We start from the raw sequence: 26664 nt of genomic DNA on the forward strand, positions 1-26664 counted from the left end.
CACGCGTAGAAGCAGGGGGTCTTTTCGGTTTCGAATAATAAACTCGGCTCGATCCGGGCATGATAAAACCGTACAGCCTGGCGAAAGGATGGTGACCAGCATGCCGCTCAACTATAACCATCAATTGACCGTACTTCGCGACATTTTATCCGAACATCAGCTCGATTGCTGCGGAACGGTGTCCGAATGCGAACAAATTGAACGGCTCGCTAAATCGCTGCTCGCCAACGATGAGGTGGACGGCCAAGTCAAGCAAATTCTCCCCCATATTTACGCTTATGGCCAAGGCGGGAAATACAGCACTGATTTAAACGCCCACATTTCCGCCCACCAAGGCCAGCTCGCCGACTGGGTGAATGGGCTGTCCTGACCGCGGCGCCTTCGTCATCGGCAGCGGAAACAAATGGCGCGGCGGCAGCCGAACACAGCGATCGCGCAGCCCCCGGCGCCGGCCGTTCGGACGCTGAGGCCTCGCTTGGTCAACTCTCTACCATGACGCGCTTCAATAACCGAAGCGACTGCTCCTTTTCTTTTTGGCCGTCCTTCCCTTTCGGCCAAAACAGCGAGTGCAACGTATGAGCGATCGTATACCACTTTAGGCGGAGGCCAAGCTCCTCGCTCCATGCCCATCCGTACTGGTCGAGCCACGTCTTCCATTCGGCGCGCGGAATGTACAGATGAAGGAGCATGCCGATGTCGATCGCCGGATCGGCGATCATCGCTCCGTCCCAATCGATCAAGTACAACGTGCCATCATCGGCCAGCAGCCAATTGTTATGGTTGATGTCACAGTGGCAGACAACATATTCGCCATCCGGCAATGACGACACATGCTGCTCCAGCCAGTCAAGCGCCTGACAGACGACAGAACCACCGGCCGGATGACGCCGCTGCTGCTCAGCGAGGAGAGCGAGCATTTTCTTCGCGCGCAGCGGAGATTTGCCGAGCCGCTTCAGCATCGTCACCAGCTCTTTTGAACGATGGATTTTCCTTAGCAGCGCCGCCACTTGCTCGCTTCCCATCTCCCACGGCTTCAGCTCCCGGCCGTTCAGCCATTGCTGGGCCGTAAACACATCGCCGTTTTCGAGCCGTTTCGTCCATACAAGCTTCGGGACGATGCCCTCGGCCGACAATACAGCCAGAAACGGAGAAGAATTCCGCTTTAAAAACAATTTCTTTCCTTCATATTCCGCAAAATACGCATCCCCTGTAGCGCCGCCAGCGGGAGTGATCTCCCACTCCTTACCTAGTAACTGTTCCAAGCGTGTTCACCTGCGACTTAAAAATAGAAACATCTCCGTTTGCTTCTCGCGCCCAAATAAAAAGGACGGCCAGGCCGCGTCCTTCCTCCGTCCGTTTTACTTGTATTATACTGAAATACCGCTCCGGCATGCAAACATTTTTCTCGGCAAACGCCCTGCTTAAAACTGCCAAAGCGGAAGTGCCCCGCGGCTCCCACTCCGATCGGCCGCCCTTTCCCGTTTCGTCTCAACTGGAACACCGTTCATTGGGTGCGCCAAAGACGAGCGCAGCCGCTCTTGCAAAGGGCTGACGACTGAAACAAACAACCTGCTCAACGCCGGTCTTTCTCAAGTGCAGAAGGATTGCCAAATCGGCTTCTCCTTTCCGACAACCCCCATTGGCTTGGCGAACATACTCGTTTTTCATCGGCCTTCCAAAGGTCTTGTGGCGAACCCCGCGCGCCGTCTGAGCGGTCACCCTGCAGGATGGACGAGCACCCATGTGCCGATGCCGTCAAGCCGAAGCATGCCGCGCGCTTGGCCAAAGGGCGTTGTCCCGCATCGCTGTCCGTCGCATACAACCGCCCACTCGCGCTCGTCGGGGAGCGCAATGGCTGTCTCTTTCTCCTCGTTATGATGCACGACGATGATGTCCTCCCAAGGCCCATAGACGGCGGCATCATGCAATCGGTAGGCGATGACCGACGGCGGCAGCGGCTCAAGAAACGTGAAATGACGCAGCACTTCCGCCTCCGTGGCGAGGCGAAATGCGCCATGCGCACGGCGAAGGGCGATCAATCCTTGAACGTAGCGGACGTCGTCTTCATAGCGGCTTTTCCGCTCCCAATCCAGCTGATTGACCGCATCCGGCGATCGGTAGCTGTTCCCATCGCCGCCTTTCGTCCGATAAAACTCTTGGCCGCTGTGCAAAAACGGAATGCCTTGCGCCAACAGAACGATCGCCGTCGCCAGCTTTTGCCGCTTTCGCCGGAGCCATTCCGGCTCATCATGGTTGGCCGCCTCCATCTTATCCCAAAACGTATGGTTGTCATGACATTCGACGTAATTGATTGACTGACGCGGGTGGCAAAACAGCCCGCCGAGCGCTCGCAAGCTCCCGGCAATGGCGAGCTTCACCTGTTCTCGCCCGCCTGGGTTGCCGAGGGCGAACCCACGGTCCGGCAAATGAAAGGTGCTCCCTTTCACCGCATCGCGAAACCGGTCATTGAAATAAGCGAAGCGCGGCAGCTGCTTGGCGTTGGCCATCGTCGCCTTTTGTTCCGGTGGAAGAGGCGTCGGCAAATCCCACCCTTCCCCATACACAAGGATCGACGGATCGATGGCGTCGAGGGCATCGCGCACCGCTTTCATCGTCTCGATATCGTGCACGCCCATCAAATCAAAGCGGAACCCGTCAATGCCATATTCTTTCGCCCAAAACACCACCGAATCGACGATCCAGCGGCGCGCCATCCGCCGCTCCGAAGCGATGTCGTTGCCGACGCCGGTGCCGTTGGACGGTTGGCCATAGGCGTCGTAGCGGAAGTAATAACCGGGAACGAGCTTCTCAAGCGGCGATTGCTCCCGGTCATAGACATGGTTGTAGACCGCATCCATCACGACGCGCAAGCCATTTTCGTGCAGCGTGTGGATCGCCTGCTTCAATTCTACAATGCGCGCGTATGGATCCGCTGGATCGGTCGCATAACTCCCTTCCGGCGCATATAGATGAAGGGGATTGTATCCCCAGTTGTAAGCCGCTTGTGGGTCGCGCTCATCGACGCCCGCAAAGTCCATAAACGGCATGAGCTGCACATGGGTGACGCCCAGCTCTTTGACATACGAAAGCCCGGTGGCCGTCCCGTTCGGCCCGCTCGTGTTCGTTTCGGCCAGCCCGAGATACTTCCCTTTATGGACGGCGCCGCTGTCCGGGTGGCTGGTAAAGTCGCGGATGCTCAGCTCATAAATGATGGCATCCGTCGGCGAACAGAGCGGCGGAAGCGGCAAAGAGGGCGGCGCCAGCTTCGTTTTCTCCCAGTCGATCACGACGCCGAACTCGCCATTGACCGAAACCGCGGTCGCATACGGGTCCACTGCCTCGCGCCATACGCGGTTGATGCAGGCGATATATGTGTAACGCGCTCGCTCCCAATCGCCGGGGACGACGGCTGACCATACGCCGCGTTCGCCGCGCACAAGCGGCACGCAGCGGATCTCGTCGAGATGCGGATGAACCAGCTTGACGCTAACCGCGGTGGCGGTCGGCGCCCATACGCGAAATACCGTCTGTTCTTTGAGATACTCCGCTCCTAACGGTCCATCATAGAAAAACCGATCATCAAATGCAGGAGTGCGCACAACGGCGCCGATTTGAACATCGGTCTCCTCCCCGCGGCAAGAACGCACCCAGTATGTCGCTCCAAACTCGAACGCGGATGCAAACCGGCACACATATTTCACCGTCTCCCCAACATCCTCGACGTGCTGCACGGACAGCGGAATCTCCTCGCCGCTCGGCGCCACGAGCGTAAACGGCGCCATTCCATCAAAGCCGAGCGATTTCGGCGCAAGCACAACGATTTGATCCATCTCGTCCAAATAGGCGGCAAACGTTCGGCTGATGTGAAGCATGTGCGTTCACCCCTTTTTTCTCCCGTTAATACCATCATACGTAAAAGAAAAAGGGCGGTGCCAAATCATCGGCCGGTCGCCCTATCGATGCACAGATGTTTCTATTGTTGCCCTTCCTCGCCGCTCATATTCCCGTCATGGCGGCGGTCGTAAAAGCTGGCGCAATGGCGAAGCAGCGCCTCAGCCGCTTTCAGCTGCCCGTGCCGAAGCGGGAGAGCGGAGCGGCGCAGGCGGGAAAACCACTCGTCATAATTTCGCTTATCAATATAGCGGATAAACGGAAAAAGACCGCCGCTGTCAATGTAGCCGGAGCGGTTTAACAGCACGAGGTGGATCGGCCAATCGACCTCATGTTTGCGAAAAATCTCCGAAACGATCTGCTCCGTCCGCCGCAGCGACACGACCGGGTTGACCAGCCTCGTTTCGTTCGTTCCGGCCTGTTCCACCCAAAACCGGCCGGTTGACGCCATGACGATGTTGTCCGGCCTTCCTTCGACGAAGGCAATGCACCAGAGCGCGGATGGCGTCAACATCATCGTCTCCAGCTCCACCGGCGCCTTGCCGACCATCGCCACCGGCCGGTAAAAGCATAAATGCGTATCCGGAAACCGTTGCAAAAAATATTTCAACGTCTCATCGCCATACACGGCTTCATCGAGGGAGGAAACGTACATCATCGTGGAACTCGCCCATTTCAGCTGCAACTCGAACAACTCATCCAAAAACTGCTGTTTCAATTCCTCCAGAGTAGCCGCCGGACGAGCCATCGGCGCAAGAGAAAACGTCTCTTCTTCCGTAAGCGCGGCACGGCGGCGCCATCGTTTCGTCAGCCGTTCCCACCATGACGGTTTGTCAAGCCAAGCATTCCACGTCTCGCCCGTTTCAAGCCATCCGCTGGCCTCAGCCGTTCGTTCGGCTTGCCACCGCGCTTTTGCCTGCTCCCATTGCCGCTGCTTCAGCCGGATGAACTCCGGCACATAATAGTACACATCCGTTTCGTAGCGGGAAATGCAATCCATGAGTTTAACGAGCTGACCCATTGTTTCACCTGCTATTTCCGGCCATTCATCGGCGCGCCAAGCAACGGGAACGCGGCGATCGCTTCGTACTTCGGCGTCCGTTCCATATTCGTCCGATACAGCACGATCTCAGGCACCGAAAACACCGCCTTGGCCGCGGCAAGCGAACGGAGGCGATCCGGGTGAAACGGTTCGGCTCCCTGCCATTTGCGAGCGATCGTAATATGCGGGGCAAACGGCCGCCGGTCCAAGGAAAACCCAAGCTTCATGCACGCTTCATACACGTCGCGCCGCAGCGCATGCAGCCGCTCTTCCATTTCGACTCCTTGCCAAAAAATGCGCGGCGCCGTCCGCTCCCCGAACGTCCCAAGCCCGGCAAGCACGAGGGGAAACGGGGCGCATCGGGCGGCGGTGGCGGCCATCGCTTCGCACAGCGGCGCCATTTTTTTCGGCGGCACATCGCCTAAAAACGCGAGGGTGATATGATAGTCCTCTTCATGCACCCATGTGCGAAACGGCAGCGACGGCGCCGCATTGCTCGAAAAACGGGCGATGGCTTGTTTCGCTTCGGCTGTCAGCGGAACAGCGATGAAATAATGACTCCGTTTCATCCTTTCTCACCTGCCGATTTGGTCGTTTTTTCCAGTTTCCCCAACCAAATGAGCACGAACACTCCAACGATGGTGCAAGCGCCAAAAAACACGTAGACAGCGCCGATCTGCCAACGCTCAAACAAATATCCGCCCACCAACGTGCAAAACCACGCGCCAAGTCCGCTGCTCGTCGCCGAGTAAAGGGCGACGGCCGTCGCCTGCACCCGCTCGGGCGCCAAGCGGCGCACATACTGGAGGGCGGTTGGAATTGCCAGCCCGACCGAGCAGCCTTGGACGACCGTCGTTACATACACAAACCAAAGCGGCGGGTCGACCGCATACGACAACCAGCGGACTGCCGAGATGAGCGCAGCCAATAGAAGAAGCCGCACCATGCCGAAACGGCCGATGAGCCGGTCGGCCGTTTTCATAAACGGCGCTTCGCTTCCGGCAGCCAGCCAAAAGGCGAAGCCGATGCCGGTCAGCGTGCCGCCAAGCTCGTGGATCAACAGCCCGAAATAGGAATTGTTGGCATAAATCGGACCAAACAGCAAAAATGTTGCGACAAGCAGGAGCTGAAACGAGCGGACGGACAGCAGCCCGCGCACATCCCGAAACGTCAACGCCCCCGGCGCCGCCATCGGGTAGCGCGGCAGGCGGGCGGCCAAAACAGACGCGGCCAACAGCGCCAACGAAAAGGCGTAAAAAATGACCGCAAACGCGACATGATCGGACAGCCATCCGACAACCAACACCGACGCGGCAAACCCGATCGACCCCCAAAGCCGAATCGCCCCGTAGTTTCCGCCCGAGCGGCGCACATGATGAAGGGCGATGCTGTCTGAGAGCGGAACGATCGCGCTTTGCGCCGCCGAAAGCAGCACGGTCAGGGCGACGAACACCTGGTAGTTTCCGGCCAGCGAATAAAGAAGCCCAAACAGCGCTGTCACCCCGAGCGCCAGCGTCAACAGTTCGACCGGTTTGCGCGTATAATCGGCCGCCGTGCCCCAAAGCGGCTGGGCCGCCATCGTCACGATCGGGGGAAGCGACATGATCCAGCCGATCGCCGCCCCCGAAAGGCGCGCCTCTTCCTGCAAATAGACGGACAAAAGCGGAAACAACGCGCCAAAAGCAAAAAAGATGAGAAAATAAAAGAGCGGAAACACCTGTTTTCGCACCGCCGCCTCCCGTTTGAACGCCGCTTCCATCCCGTCCCCCCTTTCGTTAAAACAACGCCCGCCCCGCTCTCTTTTTTCGCCGGGGCGGCGGACCGCCGTTTATTTCGCCAGCTCGTAGATCGCCTGCGCGTAAATGGCTGTCGCTTTCACCAAATCGTCGATTTCGATATACTCATCTTTCTGGTGGGCGACATCCGGACGGCCCGGAAACAACGCGCCAAACGCCACCCCGGCGGTCAAGGCGCGGGCGTATGTGCCGCCGCCGATGGCCAAAAGCCGGGCCGGCTCGCCCGTCTGCTCTTCGTAGACGCGCTGAAGCGTGCGGACAAGCTCGTGGCTCGGATCGATATAATGAGGCTTCGTATCGCTGAAACGGCTGAGCGCGAATCCATGTTCAGCCGCAGCGCCGGCGAGCGTCCGGCGGATCGCGTCACCGTCGGCCGTCACCGGATAGCGGATGTTCAGCCCAATCGTTCCGCCATGCCGCCGGTCATACGACAGCACCCCGACGTTGACCGTCAAGTCGCCGCTTTGTTCGTCCCGATACGCAAGGCCGAGCCGCCGGCCGCGGGCATCGCCGAAAAAGGCGGAGGCCACAAACTGAACGAACGGCCGGCTTCGGCCATCGAGCGGAAGCGACGCCAAAAACTGAGCCAAATAGACGCCGGCGTTTTTGCCGCGCTCCGGCTCGGCGCCATGAGCGGACACCCCTTCCAATTGAAAGACGACGGCCCCTTCGCTTTGCCTGATGCTCCCCTTTACGCCGCGCTCCCAGCAAAACTGTTCATAGAGGCCAAGCAGCTCCTCCGTCCGTCCCGCTCCTTCCACCACCGCTTCGGCCGCATCCGGCACCATATTGTAGCGGCGCCCGGCTTGGAATGAGGCAAGCGCGAGCCCTTCCGCCTCCGCCGATTCAGGCGGGCGGTACGACAAATCGGCGTCAATGATTCCTTTTTCGGCATGAATGATCGGAAAATCAGCATCCGGCGCAAATCCGACATCCGGCATTTCTTCATGACGAAAATAGTGCTCTACGCACCGCCAGTCGCTTTCCTCATCGCCCCCGATGATAAGCCGCACCCGCTTGCCAAGCGGCAGCCCGAGGTCACGGATGATTTTCATCGCGTAAAACGCCGCGACGGTCGGCCCTTTGTCATCGATCGCGCCGCGCCCGTAAAGGCGGCCATCGCGCACCTCAGCGGCAAACGGATCCATCGTCCAGCCGTCCCCAGGCGGCACGACGTCGATATGGCCGAGCACGCCGACAAGTTTCTCCCCATGCCCCATTTCGATATGCCCGGCAAACCCGTCCACATTTTTGATGCGAAACCCTTCCTCCCGGCCGCGGCGAAGCATATGCTCAAGCGCCTCGGCCACCTTGGGCCCAAACGGCGCACCCGGCTGCGCCTGCTGATCATCGCGGACGCTCGGAATGCGGACAAGCGCTTGCACGTCGCGGACAAGATCGTCTTTTCGTTTCTTCGCTTCGTTCATCCAGTCGATGTTCAACGCCATTCTTCCTTTCCTTATTCAACACCCTTTGTTGCCAACGTATCATATCAAAAACAGGAAGTCAAAATGTTTCATTCGTTGCAAATCGATTTCCGTTTCATGACAAAATGTTGAAATTTTTCGTGAATAGAGGCAACCGGGTAGCATTTTCCCTCTCATTTCGTGTACAATGGTAGTAAACAGACAAAGACATCTCTCATCTGCTAGCGGTCGGTTGTGCCATGCGAATGATGCTAAGATAGGGAGTGGTCTTTTGAAACCTTCAACACATCGGATGCTTACCCGCATCAAATCCGTGTATATGTACATTAGCGAAAAAGGAACGGTTACGACCCAAGAGCTTGTTGATGAGTTCGGCACCACCCCACGAACGATCCAGCGCGACTTAAACGTGCTTATGTACAACGATCTCGTTCGCAGCCCAAGCAAGGGCAAATGGACGACCACAAACAAAAAAGTGCGCATCTCTTCGTAAACCCGGTGCCAATAGGGTAGGCAAGATGGGAGATGAACGCGAACCATTTTTCCACAGATGGATATCCACTATTTTTCCATAAAAAAGGAACCGCGTCAGGTTCCTTTTTTTTCGTCCGTCTCTGGCCGGTATTGCTTCAACATGTCCACCTCTTCGTCCGTCAATTCCCGATACTCACCGACCGCCAAATCCGGGTCAAGGGCAAGCGGACCCATTTTCACCCGCTTCAAATACACGACCCGTTTGCCGACCGCCTGAAACATCCGCTTCACTTGATGAAATTTCCCTTCGGTGATCGTCACTTCGACATCCGAACGCGGCCCTGATTTCAAAATCACAAGCTCGGCCGGCTTCGTTTCGTATCCGTCATCAAGCACGACGCCGCGCCGGAACGACGCCACATCGGCTTCCGTCACGTCCCCGTCAATGACCGCAAAGTACGTTTTTGGCACATGTTTTTTCGGCGCCAACAGCTGATGAGCGAGCTGGCCATCGTTCGTCAAGAGCAGCAGCCCTTCCGTATCTTTGTCAAGCCGCCCGACCGGAAACGGGGAAAATGCCCGGTCTTCTTCTTCAAGCAAATCGACGACCGTCTCTTCCACGGCATCTTCCGTCGCGGAAACGACCCCCGAAGGCTTATTCATCATCAAGTAAATGAATGGCTTGTACTCGACCGTTTCTCCCCAAACGGTCACGATTTGCTCATCCGGCCGCACTTTCGTTTTCGCATCACGAACCGGCGCGCCGTCCACTTTCACCGCTCCGGACTTGAGCAGCTTTTTCACTTCCTTCCTCGTCCCATACCCCATATGGGCGAGCAGCTTGTCAATGCGCAGCTCCACAAATCTCCCTCCTAAAAATATGGCCTTCATTAGGCGTTCATCTAGTCCGCTTCCGCCTTCCCCCCATACACTGTGAAGGAAACATCAAGAAGGGGGATTTGCCGATGAATGAATATTACTATTATGTCCCAACGTTGGATGATTACCGTCAACAGCCGCCAGCCAGCCAATTTTGGCCCGGATACCCAGGCGGGCCATTCGCCAACTGGGCGCGGCGCATCGAACGGCTTGAGCGGGCCGTCGAACGGCTCGACCGCCGGCTCGACCGGGTGGAAAGCCGCCTCGATCGCATCGAACGCCGGCTTGGCCTGTCGTAAGCGAAATGGAGAAAGAAGGCGGGGACGACCGCCTTCTTCTTTTTTTGCCGCAAGCCGAACGGCATGGGGGAGGGCGAAAAACAGCCGTCGTCGAACCCTTTTGCTCGGGCGCCGCGATGTTCGCAAGAAGCGCCGTCCGCCGGGCTCCCGGCCTAAACGAGCCGCTTCTAGGAAACGGCCGTCCGGTCAACGGCCGATCCCTTCTACGATACCGCCTTTTTCTCTTTCCGGCGCCAAAACGCAAACCGGTCGCCAAACAGCGCTGAAAACAACCCGGAGCGGATGCTGAGAAACAAGTAGACGGCTGCCCCGACCGCTGCGCCGATGGCAGCAGCGCCCACCGATTCAGCGGTGCCGGCGCGGTAATCGATCCATCGGGACGCCAGCGCCTCGACCCCCATAACCGCCGCTGACATCGCCGCCGTCAAGATGGCCATAAACGCCGTCCGGCGGGCGACAAACCGATAGCGGTAGCGCGTGCGGCGCTGAATGACCCATAAGTTGAACGCCACAGAGACGAAATAGCCCGCCATCGTGGCAACAATGGCCCCGACGGCCGACCATTTCATAATGAGCGGCGTGTTGAGCAAAAGCTTCACAAGCAAGCCGGCTGTCAAACTGACGACCGTAAACCGCTGCTCGTTGATGCCTTGCATGATCGCCGCCGTCACAGAAAACAAAGCGTACAAAATCGCCGCCGGCGCATACCAGCGCAACACTTGTTCACCAAGCGGATCATAGCTGTAAAACGAGCTGTACACCGGCCCTGCCAGCACCGCCATGCCAATCACCGCCGGGAGCGTTAAAAACATGAGCACTTGAAACGTCTGGTTCAAATATTGCCGCAGCGCTTTCCGGTCTTGCGCGACATACGCTTTCGTAATCGTCGGGATGAGCGCCAAGCTGAACGAGGTCGCGAGCGTCACGGGTATGATGACGAGCTTTTGCGCCCACATGTTGAACACGGAATACGCGTGCTCCGAGATGTTCCCGCGGCCCGCCGCCGCCATCGCGTGATTGAACGTAAACTGATCGACGAGCTGGTACAGCGACATCGACAAGCCGACAAAAACAAACGGAATCGAAGAAAGAAGCAGCTCTTTATACATCGCCAAAAGCGACACGTCCGCTTCGCCGCGGTCACGCGCAAGCAGCGACTGCAAATACGGACGCCGCTTCCACCAATAGACAAGCAACACCAAAAGCCCCGCCGCCGCCCCGACAAACGCGGCAAACGTCGCCGCGCTTACAGCGGAGACGATCGAGCCGTCCATCAGGCGCAAAATGACGTAGCACGCCCCAAGCAAAAAAGCGATGCGCGCGATTTGTTCGACGACTTGCGACAGCGCCGTCGGGCCCATCGACTCATGTCCTTGGAAAAATCCGCGGATCAAGCTCATCACCGGCACGATGAGGAGCGCAAAGCTGACCGCGCGGATGACGGCCGTGACGTCGTCGACCGAGTTGACGTTCGTTTTCGCATCGATGACGTGCGGCGCCAAGATGGGCGCCAGGGCGTACAAAATGAGCCATGAGGCGATGCCGCTTGCGATCATCAAGATAAGGCCGGAGCGAAAGAGCCGATAGCCGACGCCGTATTCCCCAAGCGCGTTGTATTTCGACACAAACTTTGACACCGCCACCGGCAGCCCGCCGGTCGCCAAGCTCAAAAAAATTTGGTACGGCACATAGCCGTATCCGTACAGCGCCCCGCCACGCTCGCCGACAAGATGGTAAAACGGGATGACGTAAAATAAACCAAGAAGGCGAGAAATCATCACGCCAGCCGTTAAAATAAACGTGCCGCGCAGCAGTTTCGATGTTGACATATGACCCCTTCCCTAGCCATGGACGTTGAAAATGACAACGTATCTATTTTACCATAGTTGTCAATGGAACGAAAAATATCGGCCACGCGCAGAAAGAAAGGGTGGAATGAACATGGGATACGACGTCATCATCATCGGCGGCGGTCCGTCCGGGCTCATGGCGGCCATCGGCGCCGGCGAAGAAGGGGCGAAGGTGCTCTTGTTGGAAAAAGGAACGAAGCTCGGGCGCAAGCTCGCCATCTCCGGCGGCGGACGCTGCAACGTGACGAATCGGCTGCCGGTGGATGAAATGGTCCGCCATATTCCCGGCAACGGCCGCTTTTTATACAGCGCCTTTTCCGTATTTAACAATGAAGACATCATCCGCTTTTTTGAGCGGCTCGGCGTGCCGCTCAAGGAGGAAGACCACGGCCGCATGTTTCCTAAAAGCGACAGCGCCCAGTCGGTCGTCGACGCGCTTGTTCGCGAATTGTCGCGCCTTGGCGTCGATGTTCGGCTTGAATCGCCAGTGGCGGACGTGTTGTATGAACAAGGAAAAACAGTCGGTGTCACGCTGAAAAGCGGGGAGACGATCCACGCCCGTGCGGTTGTCGTCGCCGTCGGCGGCAAATCGGTGCCGCAAACCGGCTCAACGGGCGACGGCTATCCGTGGGCGGAAAAAGCGGGCCACACGGTGACCGAATTGTTTCCAACCGAAGTTCCGATCGTCTCGCATGAGCCGTTCATCCGAGAGCGGACGCTGCAAGGCTTGTCGCTGCGCGACGTCGCGTTAAGCGTCTTAAAGCCGAATGGCAAACCGATCATCACCCACCGGATGGATATGCTGTTTACGCACTTCGGCATTTCCGGCCCAGCTGCTCTCCGCTGCAGCCAGTTTGTCGTTAAGGCGTTGAAAAAAGCGGCGGACGGCGCGGTCAAAATGAGCATCGACGCGCTTCCGGACGTGACACAGGAAGAACTGTTTCAACAGTTCGCCAAGCTGTGCAAAGAGGAGCCGAAAAAGGCGATGAAAACGATCGCCAAAACGGTGCTTCCCGAGCGGTACGCCGTCTTTTTGCTCGAGCGGGCCGGCATCGACCCGCACGCCTCTGCCGGCACGGTCGGCCATGAGGCGCTGCGGGCGTTTGTCCGACAGTGCAAACAATTTACCTTTTACGTCCACGGCACGCTGCCGCTTGAGAAAGCATTCGTCACCGGCGGCGGCGTGTCGGTCAAAGAAATTGAGCCGAAAACAATGGCCTCCAAATGCATGGCCGGCCTTTACTTTTGTGGGGAAATTTTGGACATTCACGGCTACACGGGCGGCTACAACATCACCGCCGCCCTTGTCACCGGGCGGCTCGCCGGCGTGAACGCCGCCCGCTATGCATTGGCGGAAAAAAACGGGGCGAGCGGCTCCGCGGGGCAGACAGCAACGAATTGACCGCCGTCCTCATGCCCCTCGGGTGCTCCGGGGCGTTCGCTGACATTCCGACAACGCCCGTCTTCAAGGCGGGCGATCGCAAAATTTCGCCGCCTGAAATGGAAATGCCGCAACGAAAAAAGCGTCGCCCGCTTTAGGGGGATCAGCACGAAAACGGCCAAAGAATCCCGCAGTCTGGAGCCGTGTGAAGTGTCAAGTCCGGTAAATGACCATGGCGGAAAAACAGTAGATTTGCTCGCCTTCCGATTCCATCGCCGCCACGCTGTACTTGACATCGATCAACTGTCCGTCTTTCAATCGGGCTAAAAAATCATTGACCGCCGCTTCCAAATCTTTTTCATGCTCTTTATCAAACACTTTCACTTTGTACATCGCCATTCCCCCGTTTTCTTTTTCCTTTTCCACGCATTTAGGGAAAATCCTGCCCACAAAAGGCGTCACGCGCCCTCGAACAGCGGGACGCGTGACGTCAGAAACTTCATTCGTCTTAATACACTCCAACCGCATTGAACGCCTGTTTCACCGAGTTGACTTCTTGGCTTGTCGACCCGTACAAATCAGCGGCCGCTTGCACGCAGGCGGCGCGCAGCTGGCTGAAGTTCGACGTCGGCGTCAAATAGTAGACAAGCGCCCGGTAGAAAATTTTCCCCATTTTGTCGCGGCCAATGCCGGTGACGCTTACGCCGTAATGGACGCCGCCTTGGCTGAGCAAGTACGCCGCTTTATTGATGATGCCGCTGTTTGTATGGACTCCTCCATTGTCTTGTGTGCCGGTGTACCGTTTGGAATAATGATCCGGATCGCCGTATTTCGCCGGATCCGACATGGAGCGAAGCGCGTCGCCGGCAATTCCCGGCGTGTAAATGTCTTCGCCGATCTCCCAGTCCGGGTTGCGGTTGGCGTAGAACTCCACGAGCGTGCCGAAAATATCGGACATCGCTTCATTGATGGCGCCGGATTCGTTTTGGTAAACAAGCCCGGCCGTATAATCCGTCACCGCATGGGTCAGCTCATGCCCAACGACGTCAATGCCGCCGGAAAACGGCAAAAACGTCTGTCCGTCGCCATCGCCGTACACCATTTGCGAACCGTTCCAAAACGCGTTGTTGTAGCCGCGGCCGTAATGGACGGTCGAACGGATGGCGGCGTTGCTGCCGTCATAGCTCAGCCGGCCGTGCACATTTTTGTAGTAATCATACACGACACCGGCGTAATAATGGGCGTCCACGGCCGCCGCGTCATAGCTGGCGAAAAATTGGTTGTCGACATCGGCCCATAAGCTGCCGGGCAAAACGGTGCGGTTTCGTCCGTCATACGTAAAAATGCCGCTGCCGCGCGTATTGTCTTGCAAATAGTAGTAGCCATAATACGAGGAATACGTCGTATTGATATATTTCTGATCCCCCAACACACCGCGGCCCACGCCGACCGTCGACGTGCCGGCGACCGGCTGCCCGCCGCCCGGCTTCGCCTCGTCCATTTGGTTCCATTTGTTCAACACTTTTCCGTCTGCGGCATCGATCATGTAGATCCAGTTGCCTGGGACAGGGGTTAAAAAGCGGACATTGACTTCATAGGCGAGGCGCGGGGTCTCCCCATCCGGATAGATGACAAGCCGCGTTGGTTTTCCCTCTTCGGCCGCCGGCCGTTCTTTCGTCACCGCATCAGCCACATCTTGTTTCGCGATCATTTCCGCTTGTTGAATGGAAATGGCAGCTTCTGTTTTCAACGTTCGTTTGTCCAAATTCGGAATGAGCGTACCCGACAAAGAGGACAATTCGCCATCGTTGACATGGGCAACGAGCACGGCGCCATACACTGGGATGCCGCGATAGCGCTGTTCAAAACGCATGACCGTATGGCCGAGTTCATCCGTTTGTTTGCCAATCAAGCTCAGCCGTTCGCGGGCTTGTCCACCAAGCTGGAACGTATTCTTCTCTTGATCAAGATAACGGTAAACCAATTCTTCCGGAGCATCCTCGCCTTTTAACAGCGAACCAGAAACGAACGACGGCGTCTTCCACTGTTCGTTCCACACCATTGACTTTTCCTTCGCCGAAGCCCCGAACGGCCAAGCCATCAATCCAAACGCCAACCCAATCGCGCCAAGCATCGCCCGTTTGTTCATTCCCTTTACCCCTTTCTTATATTTTCAAATTATTTATTCTAATAAAAATTTTATTACAATATATTTTGATTGGGTATTGGGAAAATGATCGGGCGACATGCGTCCTGATCCGGCAGCCTATTTTCCGTTTTTCCCTCTTTGCGGCTTTCCGCCTGCGACAAAACAGCCAAAGTGAAAAACGACCGACAGCGAAGCTGCCAAGCGAAAAAACGATTGATCTTTTTCGCTTGAGCCGACGGATTTCCACAGAACGTGCTTCAACGGACAAAACAAAAAACCGACTCATCCCCCGCTTTCGCCCCATGGCGAAAACAGGAGACGGATCGGTTCGAAGAAGATCAACACAGACAGGCAAAGCGCCAATCCAGCCGCTTCTTTTATCGGGCGATCACCGTCGGCGGCGGATGCTCATCTTTAGCCGCTTCTTTCACCCCGATGCCTTGGCCAAAGGCTGAAGCGAGGCCAAGGACGGCGAGAGCGATGATCACAACGACCCGCTTTTTCACGAGCTTCACCTCCTTTCAAACGCCGGTTTGCGCCCGCAAGAGAGCGCAACTTAATTGATAATATTGGGCCGCCTGCTTGTATTGGCGCCTCCGCATATAACAATCCGCCAAATATTCGGCATACAATGACGCGTCGTCATACTCCTTCTTTTTTTGGAAATAGGGAATCGCCTCCTGTTTGAGCAGCCGCTCCAACGGTTCATCTTCTTCGCTCAAAAGCAGCCGGTAAATGGAAAAATGCAAATAATACTCATAATGCTCGGACGCGCCGTTAGGGGCTTGTTCGAGCTGTTTCCACCCTTCCTCGACAGCCATCAACGCTTTGCGATAATGCTTGGCATCACAATGCACGCGCACGAGCGACAAAAGCGTGATGAGCCGGGAATCCAGCGGAGCGGCCTCTTTATAGATCAAACTGTTCTCATAATGTTGCACCGCCTCGCGGTATTGGCGTTTGATTCCTTTCAAATGGCCGAGATTGTGTTCCACAATCCCAAGAAGCCGTCGATCATCCACCATCCTCGCCGCCTTTTGGGCCAACAGGCAATGGTCGACCGCTTTGTCGATCTCCCCGCAGCGCCGATGGCAAATCGCCAGCAGCACATGGCATTCGGCGCTCCGCCGCAAGTCGTATTCCGCCTGGCTGAGCGCCAGCGCGCGCTCGGCGTAATGAAGGCATTGGAACCATTTCCACAGACGGCTGCATGCAAGCGCCGACAAGTAAGCCAAATCGGCCTCCTCCCCGCTCGTTTTCCATTCTCCCTTCAACAACTCTTCTGCCTTTTGATAACAATGCAAGGCATCATCATATTTTTCTTGACAATAATATAAAAGCCCAAAAAACTTCCAATAATAATAGCGCATGTCATCACTCAACGACCCATACCAGTCCCGCACGCTTTGCGCCGCCGTTTCCGCCCCCTTTTTGTCGCCAAGAAGCAGCCAATACCGGATTCGCATCAGCTGAAAATAAATCATGGCTTCGGCATCCCCAGACTGCTCGCATCGTTCTTTGACCGTTTCATACAGTTCCCGCGCGGCAGGCACATCACGGTTCGTCATCGCCTTATACCACGACATCACCCATTCGAACCATGAAGGCATTGTTTCGTTTCCGCCCGGCCGGATGTCCAGCCGCCGAAACAGCCATTCGAGCACCTCTTGGCTCGGTATGACTTGGTTATTCTCAATTTTCGATAAATAAGAAACCGAAATAATGCCTTCAGCCGTTTCTTCTTGGGTCAGGCCTTTCATCAAGCGGGCGAATTTCAAGCGGTCGCCGAGTTTCAACAGAGAGCTCCTCCTTCGAACAAGTGTCTGATTTTACCGAAAATTATATCCTTTCCTTTTTTTTCTTTCATCACACTTTGGTACTAAAACAAAATGGAAAAAGCGCCCCAAAAAGCTGGGACGCTTTTTCGCTCATGCAAGACCAGCGGCAAACAACCATTGGACCGTGCGGGAAGAACAATATTCACCGTTGAGAAACGCGGAACCGCCCGACTCCCCACTATACGCCGACCGAAGACGCGCAAGCCGCCGGACGCATGAAAAGGCCGGCGCCAGCAAGCCATTCCTCTTGACCGAGCGGGGCTGTTCCATCCGCTGACACGTTCGGTCGTTTTGGTCTCGACAAAAACGGGATCACTTTGGATGACGGCCCACCGCCATGCCCTGTTCTTTGAGCCGAAAGCGCTTATTGCTTCGGCACCGTTTCCCCTTCCCACTCAAGCATGCCGCCTGTCATGTTGCGGACGCGATAGCCGCGCTCTTGCAAATAGCGGCAGACGTTTTCGCTACGCCGCCCGGAGCGGCAGACGAAAATATATTCTTCATTGCGGTCGAATTCCTCAAGCCGATCGGGGATGTCGCCCATTTTGATATGCTTGGCGCCCGGAATCATGCCGAGGGCGACTTCCTCGTCTTCGCGCACATCGACAATGTTCAGCTTTTCGCCGCGCTCGAGTTTTTCTTTCACTTCAGCCGGCGTGATTTCCTTGATCTCTTCCATGGCGGATGTACTCCTTTCTTTGGTGGATAGGGAGCGGGCCGAAGCCCGCTCTTGCCATCAGTTGGCGACGATATTGACGAGTTTGCCGGGGACGGCGATCACTTTGCGCACCGTTTTGCCCTCAAGCTGCTCTTTGATTTTTTCATCGGCGAGCGCCCGCTCCTCGAGCGCTTCTTTTGGCAAGTCAACTGGCACGTGCAAGCGCGACCGCACTTTGCCGTTGATTTGCACGACGATTTCCACGACGTCTTCCACAAGCTTCGTTTCATCATACGTCGGCCACGGTTCATAAGCGATCGTGTCCGCATGGCCGAGCTTTTGCCACAATTCTTCGCCGATGTGCGGGCAGACCGGCGACAAAAGTTTGACGAATCCTTCCATGTATTCTTTTTTCATTTGCTCCGCTTTGTACGCTTCGTTGATGAACACCATCAGCTGCGAAATGGCGGTGTTAAAGCGGAGCGCTTCATAGTCTTCCGTCACTTTTTTCACCGTTTGGTGATAGACCCGCTCGAGCGTATCGTTCGCCGGTTCGTCGACGATGTTCGGATTCAGTTCGCCGTTTTCGGTCACAAACAGACGCCAGACGCGGTCGAGGAAGCGGCGCGCCCCGTCAAGCCCTTTCGTCGACCAAGCGATCGACGCCTCAAGCGGCCCCATGAACATTTCATACAGCCGCAATGTGTCGGCTCCATGGCTTTCGACAATGTCGTCCGGGTTGACGACGTTGCCTTTTGATTTGCTCATTTTTTCGTTGTTTTCGCCTAAAATCATCCCTTGGTTGAAAAGCTTTTGGAACGGTTCTTTCGTCGGCACGATGCCAAGGTCGTAGAGAAACTTATGCCAGAAGCGGGCGTAAAGCAAATGCAAGACCGCGTGCTCCGCTCCGCCGATGTAGACATCGACCGGCAGCCATTGTTTCAGCTTTTCGGGATCGGCGAGCTGCTTGTCGTTGTGCGGGTCGATGTAGCGCAAATAATACCAGCAGCTTCCGGCCCATTGCGGCATCGTGTTCGTTTCGCGCCGCCCTTTTTTCCCGGTTTTCGGGTCGACAACATTGACCCATTCTTCGATGTTGGCCAGCGGCGACTCGCCCGTTCCCGACGGACGGATTTCATCCGTTTTCGGCAACACAAGCGGCAATTCCTCTTCCGGCACCGGCGTCATCGTGCCGTCTTCCCAATGGATGATCGGAATCGGCTCGCCCCAGTAGCGCTGGCGGCTGAACAGCCAGTCGCGCAGCCGGTACGACACTTTTTTCCGCCCTTTGCCGTGCTCCTCAAGCCAGGCGATCATTTTGTCGATCGCTTCCTGCTTGTTCAACCCGTTCAAAAACTCGGAGTTGATATGCTCGCCATCTCCGGTGTACGGTTCTTTTTCGATATCGCCGCCGGCGACGACTTCTTTCATCGGCAAGTGGAATTTTTTCGCAAACTCGTAGTCGCGCTCATCGTGCGCCGGCACGGCCATGATCGCTCCGGTGCCGTAGCTCATCAAGACGTAGTCAGCGATCCAAATCGGAAGCCGATCGCCGGTGACCGGGTGAATGGCGTACGCGCCGGTGAACACGCCCGTTTTTTCTTTCGCCAAATCGGTGCGCTCAAGGTCGCTTTTGCTTTGAATTTCCTTTAAGTAGGCGTCAACGGCTGGCTTTTGCTCCGGCGTCGTGATTTTTTCAACGAGCGGATGCTCCGGCGCCAAGACGGTGTACGTCGCGCCAAACAGCGTATCCGGACGCGTCGTGAACACGGTGAATGTTTCGTCATGGCCGTGGACGGCAAACTCGATTTCCGCTCCTTCCGAACGGCCAATCCAGTTGCGCTGCATCTCTTTAATGCTTTCCGGCCAGTCGAGCTCTTCCAAATCTTCAAGCAAGCGGTCGGCATAGGCGGTGATTTTCAGCATCCATTGCCGCATCGGCTTGCGGATGACCGGATGCCCGCCGCGCTCGCTCCGGCCGTTGATCACCTCTTCGTTCGCCAGCACCGTGCCGAGCGCCGGACACCAGTTGACCGGCACTTCATCCATGTAGGCGAGCCCTTTTTCATACAGCTTCAAGAAAATCCATTGCGTCCATTTGTAATAGTTCGGGTCGGTCGTATTGATCTCCCGGTCCCAGTCGTACGAAAAGCCAAGCGATTTGATTTGCCGGCGGAAATTGTCGATGTTTTTTTGCGTAAACTCCGCCGGGTCGTTGCCGGTATCGAGCGCATATTGCTCGGCCGGCAGCCCGAACGCGTCCCAGCCCATCGGGTGAAGGACGTTGTACCCTTGCATCCGCTTCATGCGCGCCAAAATATCGGTCGCCGTATATCCTTCCGGATGGCCGACGTGCAAGCCGGCGCCGGATGGATACGGGAACATGTCGAGAACGTAAAACTTCGGCTTGTCATCATCATCGGGCGTGCGGAACGTTTTGTTTTTCTCCCAATAGTCCTGCCATTTTTGTTCAATTTCGCGGTGGTTGAAGCTCATCGCAGCACTCCTCCTATCAAGTTCTACTTGCATCATTGACGAAAATATGTACAAAAAAACCCCCCATCCCCACAGCAAAGGGACGAGAGGCGCGCTTCCCGCGGTACCACCCTTTTTGGCGCGCCAAACGGCGCACCCGCTTTCTTCCTTAACGCGGATGGACGGCCGGCGCTGTCGATGACCGTTCACGCCGGCAACTCCGAGGCGAGTTCACGAGCCGACTTCGGTTGACTCGCACCATCCGTCAACTCTCTGCCGTCCGTCGGGCCCGCTACTGCTCCTCTTCACCGTTATTCGCCTTATTCGCACATGAATCGACCGATGAGTGGACAGAATGACAAATTTATTATTATTTTAAAAAATTTGTCGATCAATTGCAAGCCGAAATCTATACGGAAGCCGCGGTTTTTTCATCCGCGTTCTCCGTCCGCTTCGGGAGCCGACGATCATGCAAAAGCGCGGCCAGCACCGCCAATAAGGCAAACAATGCTAACATCATGATGAGCAGTTTCATTCCAAACAGATCGGCGACCGAGCCGCCGATGACCGGTCCGATCATCCGTCCGGCCGTGGCCGTCCCGTTGACGATTCCTTGGTAAAACCCGGCTTTCCCCGGGGGCGCCCATTCGTTCACCGCGGCCGGAATCGCCGGCCAGACGATCATCTCGGCGATCGTGAGCACAATCATGGACGCGGCAAACTCTGCAAACGAATGCGCCCCCAACAGCATGGCAAACGAAACGGCGAAAATAAAAAAACCGATCACGATTTGCCGCTTCAACGTCGGCATGAAGCGGCGGATGACCGCTGACAACAGCGGCTGGGCCAAGACGATCAACGCTCCGTTGATCGTCCAAAGCAAGCTGTACTGCCCGACTGGTATCCCGAGCTCGCGTGTATAGGCGGCGATCGTCGTCGACCATTGGACATAGCTCAACCAACACAGTCCATAGCCGGCGCAAAGGAGGGCAAGCGCCCAGCCCGCGGAGCGGGATGGCGCTCTTTCCGCTTCTCCGGATCGTTTCTTTCTCGGCGGCGGCAAGAGCGGAACGCGGCGCAGCCCGGCCACAACCGTAAACAAAAACGCGGCATACAACAAAAGATTGGCGAAAAAAACGAGCGAGAACGAATATGAAGCGACAAGCCCGCCAAGCGCCGACCCGACGGCGACGCCGATGTTTTGCGCGACATACAAGGCGTTGAACGCCCGCCGCCCCCCTTCCGGCCAAATCGCCCCGGCGTACGCCGACGCCGCCGGAAAGACGACGCCGCTGCCAACGCCGACAAACGCCAAAAACACCGCATAATGCGGCCAACCGTGCCAAACGCTTAAGCCGCCGAGCGCGGCCATCGTCAACACCGCTCCGGCCAACAAAACGCGAAACCCGCCGATCCGGTCAAACAAAAAGCCGCCGGCCAAGCTGCCGATGACGCTTCCCCCAGAGTTGAGCATGAGCACGACACCAGCGACAGCGAGCGGCTGGCCGAGCTGTTCGTGCAAATAGATCGTGTTTAGCGGCCATAGAAACGACGCCCCTGTCACATTGAGCGCCATGCCGACAAGCAGCCACCAAAGAGCGCGGGGCATCGGTCATCATCCTTTTCTGGTTTTTATTTTGAGTTCCGAAATAATTGTAGGGGAAAACAGGAAAAAATGCAATCAAAAAGGCGGAGCGTTCCGATGCGTCCGCCACTTTTTTGCCAAACTAACTCCCCACGGAAACAATGGCTTTTGAAGCGGGGCTCCTGCGCGAAAAGAAGAACAAGTTGGAGCGGCTTCCGCCCCTTTGGCTTGTCGTCACCCGTTCCGCTGCTTGGAGCGGATCGGTTGGCCGCCCGTTTCCTCGTATTGCTTTTTCGCCAGCTTCACCGGGTCAAAGTCTTGACCAAGCTCAAGATCGTTATTGTTTTGGCCGTTGCGTGTTTTTTGTTCCGGATTCGTTTGTTTCAAGCGTCGCTTCATGTCGTGTTCCTCCTCGTTTCAGCGGTCAAGCAAAATCATGTCGTTTTGCAATTGCTCCAGTTGGAGCCGCATCCGATGCAGCTGCTCGCGCTGCTGGGCGTTGCAGCTTCGCGCCAAGTGCGCTAAATCGATGACCGTCTGCTCGAGCATCTGCTGGGCGTTGGTGTATTCGGTGATGTTGTAATGCTCCTGCTTTTGCGCTTCCGTATATTGCTCTTTCGCGTAGCGGATCACATCTTCACACCGCTGCAAAAATTCCTCAACGGATTGTCTTGTCGCCATGCGCTCACCTCGTTTCGTGATATTCCCTCATGTTTACTATGCGCCGCATAGGCCGGCCGTATCACGCCAATGATTGGCAGCGGTCGATTTTCCATGAAGTTTTTGTTACAATGCCGACGTGAGGATCTTCGTTCAGCTCGATCAATGTCGGTCAGCTCAAGGTTTTCTGTCACGCCGGCGCAGAGGATGGAAAGTTTAGGGGAAAAGCGATGGCATCCGACACTTTGGCGCAACGCCACGCCTGCCAACGTAAACGATGAAACGATCACAAGGAGGGGCCAACCGATGGCTTTGATGAACATTTTGCCGTTTGCCCGCTTTTTGCTTGATCAAGCAGTCAACGAAGGCGACATCGCCGTCGACGCGACCGTCGGCAACGGGCACGACACCGTGTATTTGGCCCAACGCGTCGGGGATTTCGGCCATGTGTTCGGCTTTGACATTCAGTCTGAGGCCATCACCGCCGCTTCCGCCCGCCTCGCGAAACATGGGCTATGCGGGCGGGCGACGTTGTTCGAGCGAAGCCATAGTGAACTGCTTGAGGCGCTTCCCGCCGATGTACACGGGCGCATCGCCGGCGCGGTGTTCAACCTCGGCTATTTGCCGGGCGGCAATAAGCAAATCGTCACCCAGCCGGAATCGACGATCGAAGCGGTCCGCCAGTTGCTTTCCGTCATGAAGCCGGGCGGCGTCATCGTTCTTGTCGTCTACCACGGCCATCCGGAAGGAAAGCGCGAACGCGACGCGCTCCTTGATTACGTCCGCTCTCTTGATCAACGGCGCGTCCATGCCTTGAAATACGAATTCATCAATCGGCAAAACAACCCGCCGTTTTTGCTCGCGCTCGAAACCCGGGCGGATAAGGGCGCCTGATTCAATCGGATCCCGCCCCTTTTGCCAATACAAGCAAACGGCCGCCCTTATGAAAAGGACAGCCGTTTTTGCCGCTCCTGCCAAAAGCGGTATGCTTTTCCGTTCCAATAGAAAAACTGCGACGCCGCCCCGCCGGCGCGGACGAGCCGGCGCGCCAGCCGGCGCAGCCCGCGCTGCTTTTTCACCTTGGCATCCGACAAATACAACCCAAGAAGCCCTCGGTGAATAAGGCGGTGAAACTCGCCGTGCGGAAGGGCGCCGACATGGCGGTCGGCCTCTTCGATGAAATGGCAAAGCCGCTCAAGCATCACCGTTTCATTCGGATAGTAAAAGCAAAAGTTTAAATCGCCGCCGTCCCGGTCTTCCTCCTGATCGATCAAATAGTCGAGCAAAATGTGCAGTCCTTGAATGTAAGGAAAATAACCGTCGCGCACTTGTCTCGCCATCTCCGGCGGCAGCGATTCGCCAAACGCATAGGCGACGAGGCAGAAAATGCCGAGCGTCGAACCGGAGCAGGCGGAAAACTCATACCACTCCATCGGCGGCAAGGCGTCTTTGTATTGCGCGAACCATTTCTCCAGCCGCGGCACCCGCTCGCTCGCTTCGACATGTTTATGCACTTGCAAGTCGCAATAATATCCGGCCAATTCATGCAAAAATGGGGCGATCGTCTCATAATGGCGCACCGTCTCGAGCACCTCTTGGCACGTGCGGACAAGCGCCGGCAAATAGCCGCCGTCTTCCTGTTCGCGGCGATGGCGGTAATAGTTCGACGGCTCTGCTCCGATCGTCAAAGCGTCCGGCATCGAATCGTGCAAGGCGCGAAAGTCGAGCGGATCGAGCGAGGTGCTGCGGTCGCACAAATTATCCAAATAATCGCTGATCGTCTGGTAAGCAACGATAAAGCGGATGCAATCCTCCATGTTTTCTCCGGCCAAGAGCGCCAAAATGGAGCCGCCTTCGCAATGGAACGTTTTCGAAGCGATGCTCGCGAGCGCCTGGCGCCGCAATTCCGGGTCGGGAATGCGCTCGGCTTGGCGCCGCCAATAGGCAAGCTCGCGGTGGACAAGCGGAAGCACGTCACGATACACCATTTTCATCAAGGCGATGGGGTTTTTCGGAATGTTCAATCGGCTCACCTCAGGTGCAAACACCATGGTCTCGTCTCCTAGCATTTCCATCTTATCGGCAACCAAAATCGTTTCGCGTCTGAACAGCTTGCGATCTCGTCTTCCAGTATTGCCATCAATGCGGCCGGGGCAAACCATAAAAGGGTTGGCGACGGAGTGAAAAAGCCGCTCAACAACGGTTCTTCTCACGTTGAGAAGCTTTGTGAAATCGGATCTTCTTCCCCGATCCCAACCACTCATCGGGCGAAACGAAACGTTTTTCACCAATCCCGATTAGGCGCGCTCGCTTTCGTTGGCGATTTGGACGCAGCGTTGTACAATACATGGTGAACGATCGATTTTGCAACAGAAAGGAACGAACGCCCATGATTTACCCATACAAAGGCAAAACGCCGCAAATTGCCGCCTCCGCCTTTATCGCCGACTATGTGACGATCACCGGCGATGTCGTGATCGGCGAAGAGACAAGCATTTGGTTCAATACCGTCATTCGCGGCGATGTGGCGCCAACGGTGATTGGCAACCGGGTCAATATTCAAGATAACTCAATTTTGCATCAAAGTCCAAACAATCCGCTTATCATTGAGGACGGGGTGACGGTCGGCCATCAAGTCATTTTGCACAGCGCCATCGTTCGCAAAAACGCGCTCATCGGCATGGGCTCAATCATTTTGGACCGCGCGGAAATCGGGGAAGGCGCGTTTATCGGCGCCGGCAGTTTAGTGCCGCCGGGCAAAAAAATTCCGCCCAACACGCTCGCCCTCGGCCGGCCGGCGAAAGTCGTCCGCGAACTGACGGAAGACGATATCCGCGAAATGGAGCGCATCCGCCGCGAATATGTCGAGAAAGGGCAGTATTACAAAGCGCTGCAGCAACAGCGGACATCGTGCGCCGACAAAAAAGAGCTGCCGTGATCAGGCAGCTCTTTTTCTTTCATCACTTGTCCGCCAACGCCAGCGCTTGTTCTTTCAACAAGGCGGCTTTGTCGGTGCGCTCCCACGGCAGGTCGATGTCCGTACGCCCAAAATGGCCGTAAGCAGCCGTCTGTTTGTAAATCGGGCGGCGAAGGTCGAGCATTTTGATGATGCCCGCCGGGCGGAGATCGAAGTTGTTGCGCACGACTTCAATCAAAATGTCTTCCGACACTTTGCCGGTGCCGAACGTATCGATCGAAATCGAAACTGGGCGGGCGACGCCGATCGCGTAGGCAAGCTGCACTTCGCATTTGTCGGCCAGTCCTGCCGCGACGATGTTTTTCGCGACATAGCGGGCCGCATACGCCGCCGAGCGGTCGACTTTCGTCGGATCTTTGCCCGAGAACGCGCCACCGCCGTGGCGGGCGTAGCCGCCGTACGTATCGACGATGATTTTGCGCCCCGTCAACCCAGCATCCCCTTGCGGACCGCCGATGACAAACCGTCCTGTCGGGTTGATGAAATATTTCGTGTTCTCATCAAGCAGCTCCGCGGGCACGACCGGCTTGATGACCTGCTCTTTAATGTCGCGCTGGATTTGCTCTTGCGTAATTTCCGGATGGTGCTGCGCGGAAACGACGATCGTATCGACGCGCACCGGTTTGCCGTTTTCATCGTATTCGATCGTCACTTGCGTTTTCCCGTCCGGCCGCAAGTACGGCAAGACGTCCGTTTTGCGCACTTCCGCCAATCGGCGCGCCAAGCGGTGCGCAAGCGAAATCGGCATCGGCATCAATTCTTCCGTCTCATTGCAGGCGAACCCAAACATCAATCCTTGGTCGCCGGCGCCGATCGCTTCGATTTCCTCGTCAGTCATCTGACCTTCGCGCGCCTCGAGCGCCCGGTCCACCCCCATCGCAATGTCCGGCGATTGTTCGTCAATCGATGTCAGCACCGCGCACGTATCGGCGTCAAATCCGTATTTGGCGCGCGTGTAGCCGATCTCCCGGACCGTATCGCGGACGATGCGCGGAATGTCCACGTATGTTGATGTCGTGATTTCCCCGCTCACGAGCACCAGCCCGGTCGTAACGCTCGTTTCGCAGGCGACGCGGGCGTTTGGATCTTTTTCCAAAATGGCATCCAAAATGGCGTCAGAAATTTGGTCGCAAATTTTATCCGGATGTCCTTCCGTCACAGACTCTGAAGTAAACAAGCGGCGTTTGGCTGACATTCGGTTTGTTTCCTCCTCTTGGCATAATGTGGCGACACGGAACTCATTTCCCTTTTTCCCTTCGCAATATAAAAAACCTTTCCTGTAA

Annotated in this window: 25 protein-coding genes and 1 other annotated feature; of the genes, 6 read left to right on the top strand and 19 right to left on the bottom strand. The window is 56.4% G+C overall.

All coding sequences use genetic code 11. The features are described 5' to 3' along the window. The first annotated feature begins 100 nt into the window (after positions 1 to 100). Positions 101 to 370: a YtzH-like family protein gene (locus ABS784_RS03770; protein ID WP_011232298.1), complete on the top strand. Its 270-nt coding sequence runs from the start codon at positions 101 to 103 to the stop codon at positions 368 to 370. 109 nt (positions 371 to 479) lie between these two features. On the opposite strand, the gene ABS784_RS03775 is transcribed toward ABS784_RS03770, so the two are convergent. The 6 genes from ABS784_RS03775 to pepV all read right to left on the bottom strand — a co-directional run bounded on the left by ABS784_RS03775 (position 480) and on the right by pepV (position 8177). Next, entirely contained in the window at positions 480 to 1262 is a 783-nt protein-coding gene (locus ABS784_RS03775) for a phosphotransferase family protein (protein WP_014196576.1), read from the bottom strand. A gap of 453 nt (positions 1263 to 1715) precedes the next feature. Then, positions 1716 to 3872 (bottom strand): type I pullulanase, encoded by a 2157-nt coding sequence (gene pulA, locus ABS784_RS03780; protein ID WP_352511479.1) that lies wholly within the window; start codon positions 3870 to 3872, stop codon positions 1716 to 1718. Positions 3873 to 3973: 101 nt separating this feature from the next. Continuing rightward, positions 3974 to 4912: a hypothetical protein gene (locus tag ABS784_RS03785; RefSeq protein ID WP_014196578.1), complete on the bottom strand. Its 939-nt coding sequence runs from the start codon at positions 4910 to 4912 to the stop codon at positions 3974 to 3976. Between the two features lie 11 nt (positions 4913 to 4923). Beyond that, complete coding sequence (thpR, locus tag ABS784_RS03790; RefSeq protein WP_352511481.1) at positions 4924 to 5502, bottom strand: RNA 2',3'-cyclic phosphodiesterase; 579 nt, start codon at positions 5500 to 5502, stop codon at positions 4924 to 4926. Continuing rightward, positions 5499 to 6692 carry a maltose permease gene (malA, locus tag ABS784_RS03795; protein WP_352511483.1) on the bottom strand — a complete coding sequence of 398 codons (1194 nt, stop codon included), beginning with the start codon at positions 6690 to 6692 and terminating at the stop codon, positions 5499 to 5501. The genes thpR and malA overlap by 4 nt, the downstream gene beginning before the upstream one ends. A gap of 69 nt (positions 6693 to 6761) precedes the next feature. Next, positions 6762 to 8177, bottom strand: a complete 1416-nt coding sequence (pepV, locus tag ABS784_RS03800; RefSeq protein ID WP_352511485.1) for a dipeptidase PepV — start codon at positions 8175 to 8177, stop codon at positions 6762 to 6764. Positions 8178 to 8427: 250 nt separating this feature from the next. Between pepV and ABS784_RS03805 the strand changes: the two genes are divergently transcribed. Then, positions 8428 to 8649, top strand: a complete 222-nt coding sequence (locus ABS784_RS03805) for a DeoR family transcriptional regulator (protein ID WP_008880936.1) — start codon at positions 8428 to 8430, stop codon at positions 8647 to 8649. Between the two features lie 95 nt (positions 8650 to 8744). Here the strand turns inward: ABS784_RS03805 and ABS784_RS03810 are convergent, their stop codons facing one another. Beyond that, complete coding sequence (locus ABS784_RS03810) at positions 8745 to 9491, bottom strand: pseudouridine synthase (protein ID WP_352511488.1); 747 nt, start codon at positions 9489 to 9491, stop codon at positions 8745 to 8747. Between the two features lie 104 nt (positions 9492 to 9595). Here ABS784_RS03810 and ABS784_RS03815 point away from each other — a divergent pair, with 104 nt between their 5' ends. Continuing rightward, a complete protein-coding gene (locus ABS784_RS03815; RefSeq protein ID WP_011232307.1) occupies positions 9596 to 9808 on the top strand; it encodes a hypothetical protein in 213 nt (70 codons plus the stop codon). Between the two features lie 203 nt (positions 9809 to 10011). Here ABS784_RS03815 and ABS784_RS03820 read toward each other — a convergent pair whose 3' ends face one another. Continuing rightward, positions 10012 to 11637: a putative polysaccharide biosynthesis protein gene (locus tag ABS784_RS03820; protein WP_352511489.1), complete on the bottom strand. Its 1626-nt coding sequence runs from the start codon at positions 11635 to 11637 to the stop codon at positions 10012 to 10014. Between the two features lie 112 nt (positions 11638 to 11749). Between ABS784_RS03820 and ABS784_RS03825 the strand changes: the two genes are divergently transcribed. Then, the gene (locus tag ABS784_RS03825; protein ID WP_033014538.1) at positions 11750 to 13060 is read left to right on the top strand and encodes a BaiN/RdsA family NAD(P)/FAD-dependent oxidoreductase; all 1311 of its coding nucleotides are present in this window, start codon (positions 11750 to 11752) and stop codon (positions 13058 to 13060) included. A 192-nt stretch (positions 13061 to 13252) separates the two neighbouring features. Here the strand turns inward: ABS784_RS03825 and ABS784_RS03830 are convergent, their stop codons facing one another. The 9 genes from ABS784_RS03830 to ABS784_RS03870 all read right to left on the bottom strand — a co-directional run bounded on the left by ABS784_RS03830 (position 13253) and on the right by ABS784_RS03870 (position 22425). After that, the gene (locus ABS784_RS03830) at positions 13253 to 13432 is read right to left on the bottom strand and encodes a sporulation protein Cse60 (RefSeq protein WP_008880941.1); all 180 of its coding nucleotides are present in this window, start codon (positions 13430 to 13432) and stop codon (positions 13253 to 13255) included. Positions 13433 to 13547: 115 nt separating this feature from the next. Next, positions 13548 to 15188 carry a M4 family metallopeptidase gene (locus ABS784_RS03835; protein ID WP_023634539.1) on the bottom strand — a complete coding sequence of 547 codons (1641 nt, stop codon included), beginning with the start codon at positions 15186 to 15188 and terminating at the stop codon, positions 13548 to 13550. 377 nt (positions 15189 to 15565) lie between these two features. After that, on the bottom strand, positions 15566 to 15694 hold the full coding sequence (locus ABS784_RS03840) for a hypothetical protein (protein WP_023634537.1): 129 nt from the start codon (positions 15692 to 15694) through the stop codon (positions 15566 to 15568). Positions 15695 to 15709: 15 nt separating this feature from the next. After that, positions 15710 to 16984 (bottom strand): helix-turn-helix domain-containing protein, encoded by a 1275-nt coding sequence (locus ABS784_RS03845; RefSeq protein ID WP_352511493.1) that lies wholly within the window; start codon positions 16982 to 16984, stop codon positions 15710 to 15712. Between the two features lie 406 nt (positions 16985 to 17390). Further along, positions 17391 to 17705: a rhodanese-like domain-containing protein gene (locus ABS784_RS03850; RefSeq protein WP_352511495.1), complete on the bottom strand. Its 315-nt coding sequence runs from the start codon at positions 17703 to 17705 to the stop codon at positions 17391 to 17393. 57 nt (positions 17706 to 17762) lie between these two features. After that, positions 17763 to 20180: a leucine--tRNA ligase gene (gene leuS / locus ABS784_RS03855; protein ID WP_352511497.1), complete on the bottom strand. Its 2418-nt coding sequence runs from the start codon at positions 20178 to 20180 to the stop codon at positions 17763 to 17765. Positions 20181 to 20255: 75 nt separating this feature from the next. Beyond that, positions 20256 to 20477 (bottom strand) — a binding site (T-box leader). Between the two features lie 91 nt (positions 20478 to 20568). Continuing rightward, positions 20569 to 21768, bottom strand: coding sequence for an MDR family MFS transporter (locus tag ABS784_RS03860; protein ID WP_011232315.1), 1200 nt, complete (start codon positions 21766 to 21768; stop codon positions 20569 to 20571). 210 nt (positions 21769 to 21978) lie between these two features. After that, entirely contained in the window at positions 21979 to 22143 is a 165-nt protein-coding gene (locus tag ABS784_RS03865; RefSeq protein ID WP_011232316.1) for a hypothetical protein, read from the bottom strand. Positions 22144 to 22161: 18 nt separating this feature from the next. Further along, positions 22162 to 22425 carry a YtzC family protein gene (locus ABS784_RS03870; protein ID WP_011232317.1) on the bottom strand — a complete coding sequence of 88 codons (264 nt, stop codon included), beginning with the start codon at positions 22423 to 22425 and terminating at the stop codon, positions 22162 to 22164. Between the two features lie 285 nt (positions 22426 to 22710). Here ABS784_RS03870 and mnmM point away from each other — a divergent pair, with 285 nt between their 5' ends. Further along, the gene (gene mnmM, locus ABS784_RS03875) at positions 22711 to 23298 is read left to right on the top strand and encodes a tRNA 5-(aminomethyl)-2-thiouridylate-methyltransferase MnmM (protein ID WP_011232318.1); all 588 of its coding nucleotides are present in this window, start codon (positions 22711 to 22713) and stop codon (positions 23296 to 23298) included. 47 nt (positions 23299 to 23345) lie between these two features. Here the strand turns inward: mnmM and ABS784_RS03880 are convergent, their stop codons facing one another. Further along, positions 23346 to 24455, bottom strand: a complete 1110-nt coding sequence (locus ABS784_RS03880; RefSeq protein ID WP_014196592.1) for a tetraprenyl-beta-curcumene synthase family protein — start codon at positions 24453 to 24455, stop codon at positions 23346 to 23348. A gap of 338 nt (positions 24456 to 24793) precedes the next feature. Between ABS784_RS03880 and ABS784_RS03885 the strand changes: the two genes are divergently transcribed. After that, positions 24794 to 25342, top strand: coding sequence for a gamma carbonic anhydrase (locus ABS784_RS03885; protein WP_011232320.1), 549 nt, complete (start codon positions 24794 to 24796; stop codon positions 25340 to 25342). Positions 25343 to 25364: 22 nt separating this feature from the next. Here ABS784_RS03885 and metK read toward each other — a convergent pair whose 3' ends face one another. After that, positions 25365 to 26576, bottom strand: coding sequence for a methionine adenosyltransferase (gene metK, locus ABS784_RS03890; protein WP_011232321.1), 1212 nt, complete (start codon positions 26574 to 26576; stop codon positions 25365 to 25367). Positions 26577 to 26664: the final 88 nt, after the last annotated feature.

This window comes from Geobacillus sp. G4 (genome assembly GCF_040327975.1).
Lineage (GTDB): Bacteria > Bacillota > Bacilli > Bacillales > Anoxybacillaceae > Geobacillus > Geobacillus thermoleovorans.